A 14,356-nucleotide genomic window follows, 5' to 3' on the forward strand; every position below is an offset into this window, starting at 1 on the left:
CGAGGAGTGCGCGAAGTGACCGCCAAGATCACGAAGGACAACACCGACGACGCCGCGAGCGACGCCGCCGCGGAGGCTTCGGCGGAATCCCCGGTCGAGGAGGTCGCGGACGCCGGGAAGGGCGCGGACGGCGCCGGGAAGGCCGCGCCGGGCAAGCGCAAGCGGCGGGTCCGCGTCATCGAGGTCATCGAGGACGATGACGAGGACATCGAGGACGTCATCGCCCGGATCGACGCCGAGGACGAGGCCGAGCCCGCCGACGAGGAGCCCGCCGCCGAGGAGCCCGCGGCGAAGCCGAAGGTCGCCGCGCTGCCGAAGAAGGCCAAGCCCGCCGAGCCCGCCGAGCCCGCGCCCGCCGAGCCCGAGGCGGACGAGCCCGCGCGGCCCGGCGCGCTCGGCACGCCCGGCCTGATCGCCGTCGCGGTCGTCGTGGTGGTCCTCGCGGCGCTGGCCGTCTGGCAGTGGCGGGTCGCGGCGGGCAAGGCGTCCGAGGCGGACGACCGCGCGGACGTCGCGAAGGTCGCGAGCGCGTTCGGGGACGTCGCCGCGAACTACAGCGCGTCCAACTACCAGGAGCAGATCGCCAAGGCCGAGAAGCTGATGGGCGGCGACCTGCTCGAGAGGTACAAGAGCCAGACCGCGCCGGGCCTGGTCAACACGTTCAAGTCGGGGCAGTCGACGGCGTCGCTGGCGTCGAAGTCCGTGGCGGTGTTCGTCGGGGACGTCAACGGCAAGCTCGCGACGGCCGTCGTCCAGGTCGACATCACCGCGACGACCGAGCAGGGCCCGACGCAGGCGCGCGCGAACCTGATCCGGCTCGCCCTCGCCAAGATCGACGGGAAGTGGAAGGTCACCAAGCAGTACGTGTCCGGGCAGGACGACCAGACGCAGCCGCAGGACCAGACCGGCGCGGCGACGCTCCCGACGCCGAGCACCAGCCCGTCCGCCAAGAAGAAGGACTGACCGGCCTCCCAGAACGCCCCGTTCCGGCGGAAGCCGGGCGGGGCGTTCGCGCGTTGGAGGGGGTGACGGGGGAAGGAGACCGGCGGATGACGGTGACCCACGACGGGACGGTTCCCGGGGACCTGCTGCATGAGTTCGGGTCGCTGCTGGGCGCGGCGACGCTGCTGGAGCGCATCGCGAACCGGGAGCTGGAGCGGCGGTGCGGGATCAGGCACGTGGTGTTCGAGGTGCTGCTGCGGCTGTCGCCGTCCGGGGCGCGCTGCCCGGCGACGATGGGGACGCTCGCGGGGGAGCTGACGCTGACGAGCGGGGGCATGACGCGGCTGATCGACCGCATGGAGGACGCGGGCCTGGTCGTCCGCACGACCGCCGAGGGCGACCGCCGCCGCCAGCACGTGGAACTCACCGACGCCGGCTCGGCGAAACTGGCCGAGGCCCTGACCGTCCACACCGAAACACTCGCGCGCCACCTCGCGGGCCCGCTGACCCCGACCCAGCGAACGGCCCTGGCCGAAGCCCTCCGCGCCCTCCGCACCAGCGCCCGCGCCGAACTCGGCGCGTTGCCGTAGCCCCGCGCGTCCACGCCGGCGAACGCCCGTGGACGGGCAGCGCCCCCGGCCGGGACCGTCGGGCCACACGGGAAACATGGCGTGTCCCGGCCGGGGAGTTCTCAGGCTGGTTCGCCGCTCCCGTCGTCCTGCCCGCGCACATGGCGGCGCAGCGCGTGAACGTCGGGCGGTGCGCCGCCGACGCCCAACCGGGACACGATCACCAGCTCGGGCCGCAGGTAGCGGTGCCGCGCGCCCGGCTCGTCCCGGCGGGACGAGATCAGCCCCGCCTTCGCCCACCGCGCCAGGCGGGTCGGGGCGACGCCGACGAGCTTCGCGGCGAAGTCGGCGGACATCCACCGGCCGCCCCAGATGCCGTTGACGCGGGCGACGAGTCCGATCCGCGCGGTGCGTCCGCCGGGTTGCGGATTGGTGCTCATACCGTCCTCTCGATGCGGTTCCTGATCAGGTCTGCGGCGGTGCTGAGGTTGTTGGCGGGGCCGATCCGCTCTTTGGTGGCGTACCAGGTGAAGCACCACGCGCCCTGGGATTTGTCGTAGTCGCAGGCGATCGTGACGGCGCCGCGCGCCGCACGGCCGCGCCTGTCCACGGGGATCACGTTGAGGACGGGCGCGAGGTCGATCACGGCGATGCCGGTCGTGTATCCGGGCAGCGCGCCGAAGCAGTAGGCGAGGTGGGTCAGGAAGGTCATGCGCTCGCGCTGCGCGAAGGGCAGACCGGTCAGGCCGCCGTCCACATCGGGCGGCGGCGCGATGGAGGCGGCCTGCCCGGTGTTCTGGTGTCGTCCGCTCATCGGTCTACATCTCCGGCGCGACCACACGACGAATCGCCGCCGCGGCCTGCCGGGGGTCGAGGGGAAGGTCTTCACCCCACTGCCAGACGGCGCGGAGCGATCCGTCGTCGGCGACGCGGCGGAGACGGACGTCCTCGCCGTGACCGGTGCTCCGGTCACCCACGACATGGAGAAACGGCGTGCCCATCCCGTACGGCTGACGGATTTCGGCGTGCAGCGCGCCGAGCGCCGCAAGCGCCTCAGCGATCGCCCCGAGAAACGTCCGCTCCTCGGCGTACCGGTCGGCGTGTTCAGGGGACGTTGCGCACCTCTGCCCGGTCATCGGCTCGCCTCCCGGGCCGGGCCGGGTCGCTGCCCGACCCGCGCGGCCAGCTCGTCCTGCTGCGCCATCAGCCGCCGCACTCCGGTCTCGCTCGCCGCGACGACGGACGCGAGGACGCCCGCCTGCCGCTCGCGCCACGACAGGCGGACGCGGACGTTGCAGCGCCACACGCCGTCGCGCGCGGTCCGGTACGGCTCGTACCAACGGCTCGTCGGCTCGCGGTACCCCGGCAGGGGCTCGCGGTGCTCGATGCGCGCGTTCACCGCCGCCCCCGACGCCGCGACACCTGGACATGGCGACCGCATGCCCGCTGCCGCCGATGCGCCGAACGCAGGCAGGCCAGGGCGAGAAATATCGCAAGCAGTGTCAGAGCGGCCAATGTGCCCGCACCTATCCCGGCGAGCACCAACCGCACACCGAGTGCGAACTGATCGCTGATCATCACACCCCTTTCCGGGGATTCCGCGCACGGTCGCCCTGTATCTCCGAGGTAAGGCGAATGTCCCCTGCGTTCTTCGTCGGTCTGGGGGACAAGCGTGACGTGGGCTGAGTAGCTTCGCCATATCTCGCGAGACAATCGAGAGTCACGGAGGGTGCAGGATGAGCGCCGCTGAGTCGATCGACCCCCTGTCCGGTCTGTGGGACACACTGGCCGTTACCCTGCGGCTTCTTCGCAAGAACGCGGGGATGTCGCAGGCCGAGGTCGGCAGGATCGTGAGGGCCGACCACAAGACGATCTCGAACTGGGAGGCGCGGAGGAACGCCCCGCCCATCGAAGCCATGCGTGAACTCGACAAAACATGGGGAACCGGCGGAATCCTGGAGTCCCTGCATTACCACGCGAGCCACCTGGCGGCCCCGCTGGAATTCCTCGCCGCGGTCGAGTACGAGGCCGCTGCGACGGTCATTCGGCTGTCGGGCGTCGCGTTCATCCCGGGCTTGTTCCAGACGCCCGAGTACGCGCGGGCGGTGTTCGAACAGGCAGGTGAACCGGATGTGAAGGGGCAGGTAGCCGTACGTACGCAGCGGCAATCCATCCTCGCGCGCGAAAACCCTCCGTACATCTCTGCGCTCATCTCGGAGATCGCGCTTTTGCTGACCCCGCTGCCGCTGAAGCGTGCTCAGTTCGCTCGACTGTTGGAAGTCGCCAGCCTCCCCCACGTCACGCTGCGACTGCTCCCGGCCGACGCGGGATTGCAGTCCGGATTGGGAGGTGACTTCTATATCTACTCAACGCCCACGCGTGAGGTCGGGTACGTCGAGACCCCGGCGCGAGGCTCGCTGATTGCCGAGACGGGAGACCTGCGTAAACTCGTGGTCGCGCACGACCGCACGGCGGGTGCTGCGCTCTCGCCGGATGCGACCCGCGCGCACCTTAAGAGTCTGATCGACACCGAGGGATGACCCGTGACCACTTGGCGCAAGAGCAGCCGCAGCGCGAACTCAGGACAGACCAACTGTGTGGAGGTCGGGCGTCTTCCCCGCACGATCGGCCTGCGCGACAGCAAGAACCCCGGCAAGGGCCACCTGGCGGTGAACCGCTCCGCGTTCGCCGGGCTGCTCGCGGATGTGAAGTCGGGCGCGCTGGACCTGTGACCAACGCCTGAGCGCGCGGCCCCGGCGGGAGACACCCCACCGGGGCCGCCGCCGTTCCACCGAACCCCGCGTCAACCCCTGACGGCCGAGTCCGGCCGAGGCAGCGTCAGCACGGGACCCACCGGGTACCCCGACCCCGACCGACCCTCGACGGCAAGGAGCCGGTGCGATGGCCACATGGCGCAAGAGCACCCGCAGCGCGGATTCCGGCCAGACCAACTGCGTGGAGGTCGGGCGTCTTCCCCGCACGATCGGCCTGCGCGACAGCAAGAACCCCGGCAAGGGCCACCTGGCGGTGAACCACGCGGCGTTCGCCGATCTGCTTTCCGGCGTGAAGTCGGGCGCGCTGGACCTGTAACGCAACGCCCGAGCACGCCGCCCCGGCGGGACGTCCCGCCGGAGCCGCGTGTTGTAAGGGCGCCAGTGACCAGTGTGTGGACCAGGCGCCCGATCGCGGGTCGCCGCAGGGCGCTCCGGCGGGATGAAAGAGGACAGCATGGGCTTAAGTGCCGTCCTTGAGGGCGGGTAATGACGGCCACGCCGGTCGCCGCAGGTCAAACGCCGTGTCGCCTTTCGCCCGGCGGCTCGGCTGAGCAGGCCGGGCAGGGGCGGATCGTCATCGCCCTGGCGGGCCGTTCCGTCCCCAGATGGACGACCTCTCCGCGCCCCAGGCAGCGCGGGCATCCCGGTACGTCCGACGCCCCGACCTGCTCCCATACCGCTGGAGCAGGCCCGACCGGCTGCTCCTCAGCCGGTTCGTCGGTGCCGCCGACATAGCCCGCGCCCAAGCAGAACTCGCACTGAATCGCCAGCGGACCGATACGCCGTTCCCCCGACCCGCCGCAGTCCGGGCACACCAACCGATCGGTCATCGCGTCGTCTGCCCCGTCCCGTTGCACCGCGAACAGGTCTTGGGCACCTGCTCACCCGACCCGTTCTTACTCTCCAACCGCTTCCCGGTCCCATTACACATCACACACGTCACCGGCTTGCCATGCTTGCCCACGACGGACCCCCACGACTCGACCTGACAGACACGGTCGATTTCCCCTCGTCCCGCCGCCAGCAGCCAGTCCCAGAACCGAATTCCTCCAAGTCGCAGTCGGTGCGTCGTGCCGCCTCGCGGACACTTCGCGGACGGGTAGGCGGGGGCTCCGGGGGGATGGCCCACCCGGGGGGCTCGGCCGCGCTGCTTCTGGTTGAGCGCTTCCTAGTTTCCGTAGCTGATGCTCTGGCCGGTTCTCGTGACGGTGATGCGCAGGTCATCGTGGGACTCGATCGCGCGCCGTTCCATCGGCGACACGCCCTGTCCCCTCAGCGGCATGAAGGACGCGTTTCCTTCCACCCGTCCGCGTGCGGCATTCCCGGTCCTGGTGAGGACGAGTAGCGCGTCCACGTGTCCCACTCCGGTGTACGGGGTGACGATGATGCCGCCTTCGGCGCACTGTTCCACCCACGCGTACGGAATGCGTTGTGCGGCGGCGGTGGAAATCACGCGGTCGAACGGTGCTGCGTCGGGGGCGCCGTGTTCGCCGTCGCCAAAGAAGACACGAACGCTTTCGTGTCCGGCGTTTCGCAGGTTCGTGCGTGCGCGGTCCGCGATGGCTTCGTCCACTTCGATCGACACGACCTCGGCCCCGAGCGCTGCGAGGCAGGCGGCGTTCCAGCCCGTGCCGGTTCCGATCTCCAGGACCTTCATTCCGGGCTCCAGCCGCAGGGCCGCGATCATCCTCGCCATCACGCTCGGCGCCGACGACGATGACGTGGGCCAGGTGCCGTCCTTGAGGTGCGTCGTGACGGCCGCGTCCGCCGCGACCTGCTCTTCCCACGCGGCCGGGTCGGCACTGCGTGACAGCACACGCCATTCCCCGTCCTCCACGACCCAGACGTCCTCCGGAACGAACAGGCGCCGGTCAACGGCCGGAAGGCCGGGGAAAGTCGCCGGTCCGCCTCTCACGTCGTACCGCCCGTGCCTTTGCAGGACGGGCATTTGGTCTCCCTGGTCGACCGCTCATCGACGCCGTCGCTCGTGATCGGCACCTTGCCGCTCCCACCGCACGTCGCACACTGGTTGGTCGGTTCGTGCTTTCCCATCCCCATCACCCTTCTTTACTGCTGCTCTGAACGTACGGCGATCGTGTCTTATTGGTGCGCTTATCGTCGTATGTGTCCGTGCGGATTCGGGCCTGGCGGACCTTTGCTTTCTAACATCCATGTCCGTACACGACCGTGAATTCTCGGAACCTCTTCGCGCGCGGCATCCCGATCGGTGGATCGGCGAGAAACCGATATGGGGCGCACTAGTCCTCTGTGCGGGCGGTCGTGAGGCGGCGGCCCCGGTGGGATGGCCCACCGGGGCCGGTGGCGGGTTCAGCCGAGCGCTTTTCTCGGACGGGCGGCATAGGGGAGAGCCGCTGCGGTGAGCAGGGCCGTGAGGCCGAGGGTTGTGCAGACGATCCTTATGCCGTGGGTTGTCGGGTGGCCGGTGGGGGTGGTCGCGAGTACTGCTCCGGCGGCGGCCAGGGCGATTGTTTCCACGGTCAGGCGGGCCGTGTTGAAGAGGCCCGCTGCCGTTCCCGCTCGGTCGGCGGGCAGCGCCGAGACGGCCAGGCCGTCTACGACGCCAGTGGTGAGGCCCGCGCCCGCACCGGTGAGGAGCATGGGGATCAGGAGGCTGAGCGCCGTCGCGTTCGGGGTGATCGTCGTCAGAGCCAGTGCGCCCGTGCCGGTCAGGGCTACCGCGCCTGCGACCAGTCCCATCGGGGATCGGCGGGCGAGGGCCGCGCCCACGCCGGGGAGGACGACCGACGGGACCGTCAGCATGAGGGTCCACAGTCCGGCGCGGCCCGCGTCCAGGCCGACGACCGTCACCAGGTAGGACGGCAGGTAGACCAGAATCGGGACCAGCACGCCCATGAGCGTTCCGGCCGCCGCCGCGTAGGCGGTGAAGCGGCGGTCGCGGAAGAGCGTCGTGTCCATCAGCGGGGTCGTCGTGCCTCGGCGGGTCAGGCCGCGTTCGGTCGCCGCGAAGGCCGCCGTCAGGGTTGCCGCGCCGAGCAGACCGAGGGCGATGGCCCAGGCGGGCAGGTCGCGGGCCTGCACCACGACCGCGATGAGCAGGAGCAGTGCCGCCGTGAACAGCGCGCCGCCGCGCACGTCCGGGCGGCCGGTGCGCGGGGCCGGGTCGGGGAGCAGCGCGCAGAAGGGCAGGACCGCGCCGGTCAGGGCGGCGGGCAGCGCGAACACGGCCCGCCATCCGGCCGCGTCCACCAGCAGGCCCGACAGCGTCGGGCCGAACGCCAGGCCGATGCCGAGGGACGTGCCGAGCAGGCCGAACGCGCGGGCGCGTGCGGGCCCGTCGAACGTCGCGGCCAGCAGGGACGCCCCGGCGGCCGTCGCGGCGGCGGCCCCCGCGCCCGTCGCGGCGCGGGCGGCGTCGAAGACGGCGATGTCGCGGGCGGTGAGGCATGCGATGGTGCCCGCGAGGAACAGCGTGACGCCGGACGTGAGGACGCGTCGCCGTCCCACGGCGTCCGCGAGTGACCCCGCGAACGCCAGGAAACCGGCGAAGCACACGTTGTAGGCGTTGACGGCCCACTGGGCGGCGTCCGGCCCGGCGGACAGCCCCGCCCGCAGGCCGGGCAGCGCGACGGACGCGCCCGTGATCGTCAGCGGATAGGCGAGCGACGACGTCAGGACGACGCCGAGGACGAGCGCGGAACGGCCGCGCGGGAAACGAAGGAAACGCACCGGAACTCCGTCGGGAGAGCGTGGAGCCGGTACGGCGAGAAGGCCGCACCGGTCGGGGACGCTGGTGCGGCGGAGCGTGGGTCAGAGGGTCGCGCCGCCGCTAGGGGCGGCGGGCTCTGTCCGATTCGGGCACGCGCTTCAGCCTAGGGCCTGTTGCCGGAGAGGCGGGTCGCCTCGCGGGTCCGGGCGGCCGCGTCGTCGGTGCGGCCCAGGTCGGTGAGGATCGTCGCCTGGAGTTCCAGGGAGCGGACGAGGTCGAGGCCGCCGCCGTCCAGTTCGCGAAAGATGCCCGTCGCGTACACGGCCGCGTCCAGGGCCTCGCGCGGGCGGCCGAGGAGTTGCAGGGTGGACGCCAGGTCGCGCGACGTCCGCGCGTCCGCGCGCCGGTCCCCGAGCGCGCGGAAGTGGAAGACCGCGTTGCGGTAGGCGTCCACGGCCTCGCGGAACCGGCCGACGCGGACGTGGAAGAAGCCCAGGCGGTGCCAGCCGTCCGCGACGCGCGAGCGGTTGCCCAGCTCGTTGTGGACGTCCAGCGAACGGGTCTGGACCTCGATCGCCTCGTCGTAGCGGGCCAGTTCGGCGAGGACGTCCGCTTGTGCGCGCCAGACGTCCGCCAGGCGCGAGCGGTCGGAGTCGGCCAGCGCCGTGCCTGCCTCCTCGTACGCGGTCAGGGCGGCGTCGGGGAGGTTCGCGCGGCGCAGGGCCGCGCCGAGCTGGGCCAGGGCGGTGCCCGTCTGCTCCTGGTCGCCCGCCGCGCGGCCCAGGTCGGCGGCGCGGCGCAGGATCTCGACGGCGTCGTCCGTCCGGCGGTCCCGCAGGTAGGCGATCCCGGCGGCGGTCCACGCGGCGCTCTCGCCCGCCGGGTCGCCCGCCGCGCCGTACAGGGTCGCGGCGCGGCGCGCGGCGTCGGCGGCCTCGGCGTAGCGGCGGAGGGCGTTGAGCGTTCCGGCGAGAGCGGTGAGCGCGGCGGCCTCGCCCCGCCGGTCGCCCGCTGCGCGGAGCAGGGCGGCAGCCCGATCGAATTCCGCCACGGCGTCGTCCCGGCGGTGCAGCCGCAGCAGCACGCTGCCGAGGCCGGCGCGGGCGCGGCCCTCCCCGGCGCCGTCCGCGACGGCTTGGAAGTGGGCCGCGGCCTCGGCCAGCGCGTCGGCGGCCGGGCCGTCCGACCCGGCGGCGCGGTGGGCGGCGGCCAGGTCGGTCAGCGTCCGCGCGATGGCGACGCGGTTGCCGGTCCGGCGGCGGAGGTCCAGCGATTCGCGCAGAGCTTCCCGGGCCGCCCGGTCCCGGCCGAGACGCGACAGGACGACCCCGAGCAGGCGAAGCTCCTCGGCCAGCTCCGCGCCGCCCGTCTCCCGCCGGATCGCGACGGCTTCGCGCAGGAGCCGCGCCGCGTCGTCCCACCGCTCGAAGCCGATCAGGAGGACGGCGTCGCCGTGCAGGAGCGCCGCGAGTGGTTTGCGGTGCTTGGCGGGCACCCGTTGGGCGAGCCGCCGGTAGACGCTGCGGGCTTCGGCGCGGACGGCCAGCAGGGCTTCGACGTCGCCCTGGCCCGAGCGGACGTTGCCGAGCGCGTCCAGCGCGCGGAACAGTGGGAGTTCGGCCGCCGGTTCCTGGACGGGCAGCCGCCGCCGGATCTCGACGGCCTCGGTGAGCGCGTCGGCGGCCTCGTCCGCGCGGTCCGCCGACACCAGGTGGGTTCCCAGCGCGAAAAGGCAGTCCGCGAGGTCGGCCGCGTGCTCGTCGTCGTCGGCGTTCTCCACGAGCCGCCGCAGGATGTCGGCGGCTCCGCGGCACGCGGTGGCCGCCTCGCCCGGCGATCCGCGTTGCGCCAGGACGGACGCCTCAGTGCGGAGCGCGCTCGCCAGCAGCGGAAAGGCCGTCTCCGCATTGTCCTCGGTCAGCGTCCGGAGAACCGCGACGGCCTCGTGTATCCGGTCCGCCGCCCGCTCGTGGTCGCTTTGGTCGGAGAAGTGGACGGCGGCGGTGGACAGCGCGTCCGCCAACTCGAACCGGGCGGTGAGCGTGTAAGCGTGGTCGGCCCCGAACATTCGCGTCAGCGCTTCTGCGACGGCCCGAAGTTCCGCGGTTCCGTCGTCGGCCCGGCCTTCGGCCATGAGCGCGTGGGCGCGTTCGACGCGGGACGCGAAGGACTCGGGGAATGCCTGCGGTCGGCGCGACGCGTCGAGGCGGGAGGCGGGGACCTCGATGAACGCGACCGGGTTCGACGGCGTGAGCGTGAACCGGCGCAGCGGTTCGCCCGGCAGCGCCAAGCAACCTTCGCGCGATGCGAGGCGGACGGCGCGGTAGAACAGCCTCGTGCTGTCGGCGCTGCGCACCGGCCCGACCGCGACGCGCCATTCCAACAGCGGCAGCAGCGAGTCCCACGCCGTGCTGCGCTCCAGCTCGGCCGCCGCCATCACGAGATGGACGTCGAGCGCCGCACCTTGGGACGCGACCTGCCGCAGCAGCGTCACCAGGTCGCGCAGGTGCGGGGGGAGCGTCAGCGAGACGTCCACGATCAGCAGCAACGGCCTGTCCGGGGCTGTGCGCCGCCGATACAGCTCACGGTTCAGTTCCGCGATGACGAAGCGCAACTGCTCCGGGCGTGCGAGCAGTTCGTGGTCGGACATCTCGTGCGCGAGGAAGGCCGCGTCCCCGAGCGGATCGTCGCCCAGCCCGAGCCGAACGACCTCTGCACGGATGTGCCAAGCGGTGGTCGCGATCTGTCGCAGCACGTTCTGACGGCGTTCGGTGTCCCCGAGTACGAGCCCGTGCGGGGCGGCCTCGCCGAGCGTGTCGAGCAGGATGGGCGCTCCGTCGCTGCCCGGCCCGAGCACCGTCTTGGTCCGCGTCGCCGCCGATGGATCGGCGGCCGGCGCGCGCGGGGGGTCCTCCCGCCGTTCCTCGTCCCACACCCGCAACCACGCCCGGAACGACGAGTCCCCCTCGGCGAAGTCCACCGGCGAATATCCCCGTGACGGGGCGGCCCGGTGGACTTCGTCGGAGACCAGGACGGCGAGCGTGGCTTGGCTGCCCGACAGCGGTCGCTCGTCCAGCATCCGGGTGGCGCGGCGGACGGCCTGCCCGGAGAATCCCGAACCGTCCCGCTCCACGACCCCCATGTCGATCGCGGCGCGCAGGGGGCTCGGTCCCACGGCGGTCGCGGCCCATTCGGCGAGCTGGGGGACGATCCGGTTCCCCACGAGCGCGGGATGGACGCCTCCGGCCAGGACGAACACCACCCCGTCGCCCCACTCCCCGACGGCGTGCGCGCCCCGACCGGCTCCCGCATAGCCCAGGGCGTCGCGCAGGACATCGACCAGCGCCCGGCGCGACTCGTCGCGGTCGGGCGGGGCGAACTCGGCGGCGATGACGACGTGGGGCCCGGGCCCGAGCTCGGGTGCGTATCCGCCCCACAGCGCGGTCCATCCTGTGCGGCCGTGCGGGTCGGTCGTCGTGATGTGGGTCGTCATCGACGGGTGGCTTCCGAGCGGCGCGCGTTCGTCGGCCGTGACGAAGGCGAGGACCGCGTCCTCGTCGTCCATCCTGTTCCGGAGTTCGGGACCGAAGGCCAGTTCCGTCGCCCGTTCCACGGCCTCGCCCCGAGGCGAGCGGTCGTCGATCGGCACCGGTCCCGCACTGAGCACGACGCCCAGCCTGCGCGACCCGCCGCGCAGCCGTTCCGCGAGCGGAACGCACACCCGTTCCACGAACGCGTTGACGTCGACCGGTTCCGCGAGGACCAGGACCATCGTGTTCTCGTCCGGCCCGGCCGCCGCGACGAGCGGCGTCAGCCCCATGTCGTCCAGCGCCGACAGGAGCATGGCGGCGACCTCGTCCACGGCGACGCCGTTCACGCTGCGCGCGACGGGCGCGCCCGAGGTGAAGTACGCCAGTACCGTCCGCGTCTCAGCGGCCGGGCCGTCGACCTCCGGCAACCGGCCCGCGCGGAGCAGCGCGCGGGCCGCCGGGCCGATGCGCGCGAACTCTCGCCCGCCCTCTTCGATCGTCCGGGGGCCGCCCGGGGCGGCGAGCAGGGCCGCGAAGCGTTCCGCAGGCCCGCCCGCGCGGCGTTCGATCTCCGCCGACACCGCGCGCAGCACCGCCCGCGTGTGCTGTTCGGCCGGGCGCGGCAGAGTGGCCAACAGCTCGTCCTGGACGCCCGGCAGGAATGCGTACCGCCCGTCCTCCCCGGCCACCGGCCGCAGCAGGCCGGACAACAGGACCTCCGCGAGCTGGGCAGGACCGGAACCGCCCAGAACCCGCTGCTGGATCAGCCGCATCACCGGCAGCGACGGCTCCGAGACCGCCACGTGCGCCGCCAGCTCGGCCGCCTCGGGGGACGCCGACGCGAGGAAACGCCGCACCCGGTCTTCAATGGGCAGCTCGCGTTCGCGGGTGACCGGGGCGGAGCGCGGCGCGTCCGCCGGGAACGTCGCGACGGCGGTCGGCTCCGGCCCGCCCGCCGTCAGCAGCCGAGCCCACCCGGCGAACCAGCGCGGCGCGAAGTGCAGGACGGGCACGTGCAGCCCGGCGGGCGCGTCCCCGTCGTACGGGCGGAACGCCAGATCACGGTTCGCCGCCGCAGGCCGGGGGAGCGTCGCCAGACCCGGCAGCGCCGGAGCCGCCGTCCGCCGCCACAGCCGCTCGGGCAGCGGCTGGAGGATCGCGGTCGGCCCGGCCGCCGCCCACCGGCGCAGCGCCCGCCGCGCCCCGTCCTCCCACCAGTGCGGACCCGAGCAGTCCGACAGGACGAGCACCGCGTGCCGCCCGCTCGGGTCCAGCAGCGCCGACGGATCGCGCGTCCGCCCCGCGACCGACACCTTCCCGGACGGGGTCAGCAGCACCGTCCGGACGTCCCGGAACGCCCCCTGCCACACCAGCGTCCGCGCCAGCTCCCGCGCGAGCGGCCGCCACAGCCCCATCGTCAGCCCGGTGTCCACGACGAGCGTCAGCCGCAGCCACCGCTCCGGCGCGGGCGCGAGCACCGGCGACCACGACGCGGTGTCGGCGATCCGCGCGGCCGTCGCCTCCTCGTCCAGCATCCGCGCGGTGCGCGACGGGACGCGCTGCTTCAGCGGCCGCAGCGCCCGCTGCACGGCGCGCGCGTCCGACAGCATCGGCGCGGTCGGGACGAGCACCGGCAGCGCCTCCCCGCCTCTCGCGCCGTCCGGCCCGCTGCGGTGCAGCGGCGCGGACGGCTCCCGGCCCGGCGGCCGGGGCGGGGCGGGCGGCGGTCGCGGCGGCGAATCCGCCCCGCTACCCCGCGCCACGGGCTCGGCGGGCGCGGGCCGCGCCGGCGACAGGTGCGCGGCGAGCCACAGCATCTCGCTCAGCTCGACCGGGTCGGGCTCCGGACCGACCTCCGCGAGGACGGCGCGGAACCGGTCAATCGTCATCGGCGGACCCGCCGAGGTACGGCATGATCTGGTCCGCGAGCGCCGCGCGGTCCGGCACGTCCGCGTGCCGCAGCAGGTAGACGGCGTTGAGGAGCTGGTCCGTCGCGAGGCTGCCCGACGCCGACCGGTTCAGGAACCGCTCCACCAGGTCCTCGCTCTCGTCCGCGAGGTCGCCCAGGTGCTCGCGGACGATCGCCGTCAGCTCTTCCGGCAAGGCGGGCTGCCGCAGCTCCAGCGTCACGCAGCGGCGCAGGAACGCGGGCGGGAACTCGCGCTCCCCGTTGCTGGTCATCACCACGAACGGGAACGCGCGGCAGCGCACGGCGCGGCCGTCCACGGCGACGCGCGGGCCGTCCGCGCTCAGCACCGACGCCGTGGAGTCGGCGCGGCGGGCGAGTTCGGCGATCTCGTACTCGCCCTTCTCGAAGATCGTCAGCAGGTCGTTGGGCAGGTCGATGTCGCTCTTGTCGATCTCGTCGACGAGCAGGACGCGGGGGACCGGGTACGGCAGCAGCGCCGTGCCGAGCGGGCCGAGGCGGAAGTAGCGGCCGATGTCCTCGCCGTCGCCCTCGTCGTCCTCGGCCTCGCGGGACGCGGCGTACAGGCGGGTCAGCGGGTCGTACTGGTACAGGCCGTCCCGGAGCGTCACGCGGCTGGTGATCGGCCAGTGCAGCACCGGGCCGAGGTTCAGCTCGTGCGCGACGGCGTACGCGAGCGTGGACTTGCCCGTCCCCGGCGGGCCCGTGACGAGCAGCGGGCGGCGCAGGTACAGCGCGGCGTTGACCTGCTGGACGGCGTCGTCGGACGGCAGGTACGTCCGCGCGCGGTGCTCGCTGCCCGAGCCGCCCGCGACGCGGTCCAGCACCGGCGAGCCGTCGAACGTCCGCCAGCGGGGCGGGTCGGGGAGCCGCCGGATGCCGTCGTGCGGTTCACGGCGGCCGGTGTAGAGCAGCCAGTCGTCCAC

General features: G+C 73.1%; 13 protein-coding genes. 5 read left to right on the top strand and 8 right to left on the bottom strand.

Annotation, left to right across the window (positions count from 1 at the left end):
• The first annotated feature begins 15 nt into the window (after positions 1-15).
• Together G339_RS0102625 and G339_RS0102630 are read left to right on the top strand one after the other, a co-directional pair.
• Positions 16-963 carry a hypothetical protein gene (locus G339_RS0102625; protein ID WP_019629521.1) on the top strand — a complete coding sequence of 316 codons (948 nt, stop codon included), beginning with the start codon at positions 16-18 and terminating at the stop codon, positions 961-963.
• A gap of 86 nt (positions 964-1,049) precedes the next feature.
• Positions 1,050-1,532 carry a MarR family winged helix-turn-helix transcriptional regulator gene (locus G339_RS0102630; RefSeq protein ID WP_019629522.1) on the top strand — a complete coding sequence of 161 codons (483 nt, stop codon included), beginning with the start codon at positions 1,050-1,052 and terminating at the stop codon, positions 1,530-1,532.
• 101 nt (positions 1,533-1,633) lie between these two features.
• Here G339_RS0102630 and G339_RS0102635 read toward each other — a convergent pair whose 3' ends face one another.
• Genes G339_RS0102635 through G339_RS0102650 form a run of 4 tightly spaced genes read right to left on the bottom strand, consistent with a single transcriptional unit; the run spans position 1,634 to position 2,910 of the window.
• Complete coding sequence (locus G339_RS0102635; RefSeq protein ID WP_019629523.1) at positions 1,634-1,951, bottom strand: MerR family transcriptional regulator; 318 nt, start codon at positions 1,949-1,951, stop codon at positions 1,634-1,636.
• Complete coding sequence (locus G339_RS0102640) at positions 1,948-2,325, bottom strand: hypothetical protein (protein ID WP_019629524.1); 378 nt, start codon at positions 2,323-2,325, stop codon at positions 1,948-1,950. The genes G339_RS0102635 and G339_RS0102640 overlap by 4 nt, the downstream gene beginning before the upstream one ends.
• Positions 2,326-2,329: 4 nt before the next feature.
• Complete coding sequence (locus G339_RS0102645) at positions 2,330-2,647, bottom strand: hypothetical protein (RefSeq protein ID WP_019629525.1); 318 nt, start codon at positions 2,645-2,647, stop codon at positions 2,330-2,332.
• Entirely contained in the window at positions 2,644-2,910 is a 267-nt protein-coding gene (locus G339_RS0102650) for a hypothetical protein (protein WP_019629526.1), read from the bottom strand. The genes G339_RS0102645 and G339_RS0102650 overlap by 4 nt, the downstream gene beginning before the upstream one ends.
• Positions 2,911-3,247: 337 nt before the next feature.
• Here G339_RS0102650 and G339_RS36335 point away from each other — a divergent pair, with 337 nt between their 5' ends.
• From G339_RS36335 to G339_RS0102665, 3 genes are all read left to right on the top strand, one after another.
• Positions 3,248-4,051: a helix-turn-helix domain-containing protein gene (locus G339_RS36335; protein WP_019629527.1), complete on the top strand. Its 804-nt coding sequence runs from the start codon at positions 3,248-3,250 to the stop codon at positions 4,049-4,051.
• A 3-nt stretch (positions 4,052-4,054) separates the two neighbouring features.
• A complete protein-coding gene (locus G339_RS0102660) occupies positions 4,055-4,243 on the top strand; it encodes a DUF397 domain-containing protein (protein WP_026341082.1) in 189 nt (62 codons plus the stop codon).
• 169 nt (positions 4,244-4,412) lie between these two features.
• The gene (locus tag G339_RS0102665) at positions 4,413-4,601 is read left to right on the top strand and encodes a DUF397 domain-containing protein (protein ID WP_019629529.1); all 189 of its coding nucleotides are present in this window, start codon (positions 4,413-4,415) and stop codon (positions 4,599-4,601) included.
• 852 nt (positions 4,602-5,453) lie between these two features.
• On the opposite strand, the gene G339_RS32330 is transcribed toward G339_RS0102665, so the two are convergent.
• The 4 genes from G339_RS32330 to G339_RS0102690 all read right to left on the bottom strand — a co-directional run bounded on the left by G339_RS32330 (position 5,454) and on the right by G339_RS0102690 (position 14,356).
• Positions 5,454-6,233 (bottom strand): protein-L-isoaspartate O-methyltransferase family protein, encoded by a 780-nt coding sequence (locus G339_RS32330; RefSeq protein WP_019629530.1) that lies wholly within the window; start codon positions 6,231-6,233, stop codon positions 5,454-5,456.
• A gap of 380 nt (positions 6,234-6,613) precedes the next feature.
• Positions 6,614-7,993, bottom strand: a complete 1,380-nt coding sequence (locus G339_RS0102675; RefSeq protein WP_019629531.1) for an MFS transporter — start codon at positions 7,991-7,993, stop codon at positions 6,614-6,616.
• A 143-nt stretch (positions 7,994-8,136) separates the two neighbouring features.
• Entirely contained in the window at positions 8,137-13,392 is a 5,256-nt protein-coding gene (locus tag G339_RS36340; RefSeq protein WP_051107757.1) for a tetratricopeptide repeat protein, read from the bottom strand.
• Positions 13,382-14,356: an AAA family ATPase gene (locus tag G339_RS0102690; protein WP_019629532.1), complete on the bottom strand. Its 975-nt coding sequence runs from the start codon at positions 14,354-14,356 to the stop codon at positions 13,382-13,384. The genes G339_RS36340 and G339_RS0102690 overlap by 11 nt, the downstream gene beginning before the upstream one ends.

The sequence above is a fragment of the Actinomadura atramentaria DSM 43919 genome (assembly GCF_000381885.1).
Classification (GTDB): domain Bacteria; phylum Actinomycetota; class Actinomycetes; order Streptosporangiales; family Streptosporangiaceae; genus Spirillospora; species Spirillospora atramentaria.

Bases quoted from the DNA above. Each gene is read 5' to 3' on its own strand.
- G339_RS0102630 (WP_019629522.1), top strand. From the start codon at position 1,050: ATGACGGTGACCCACGACGGGACGGTTCCCGGGGACCTGCTGCATGAG.
- G339_RS0102635 (WP_019629523.1), bottom strand. From the start codon at position 1,951: ATGAGCACCAATCCGCAACCCGGCGGACGCACCGCGCGGATCGGACTC.
- G339_RS0102640 (WP_019629524.1), bottom strand. From the start codon at position 2,325: ATGAGCGGACGACACCAGAACACCGGGCAGGCCGCCTCCATCGCGCCG.
- G339_RS0102645 (WP_019629525.1), bottom strand. From the start codon at position 2,647: ATGACCGGGCAGAGGTGCGCAACGTCCCCTGAACACGCCGACCGGTAC.
- G339_RS36335 (WP_019629527.1), top strand. From the start codon at position 3,248: ATGAGCGCCGCTGAGTCGATCGACCCCCTGTCCGGTCTGTGGGACACA.
- G339_RS0102665 (WP_019629529.1), top strand. From the start codon at position 4,413: ATGGCCACATGGCGCAAGAGCACCCGCAGCGCGGATTCCGGCCAGACC.
- G339_RS32330 (WP_019629530.1), bottom strand. From the start codon at position 6,233: ATGCCCGTCCTGCAAAGGCACGGGCGGTACGACGTGAGAGGCGGACCG.
- G339_RS36340 (WP_051107757.1), bottom strand. From the start codon at position 13,392: ATGACGATTGACCGGTTCCGCGCCGTCCTCGCGGAGGTCGGTCCGGAG.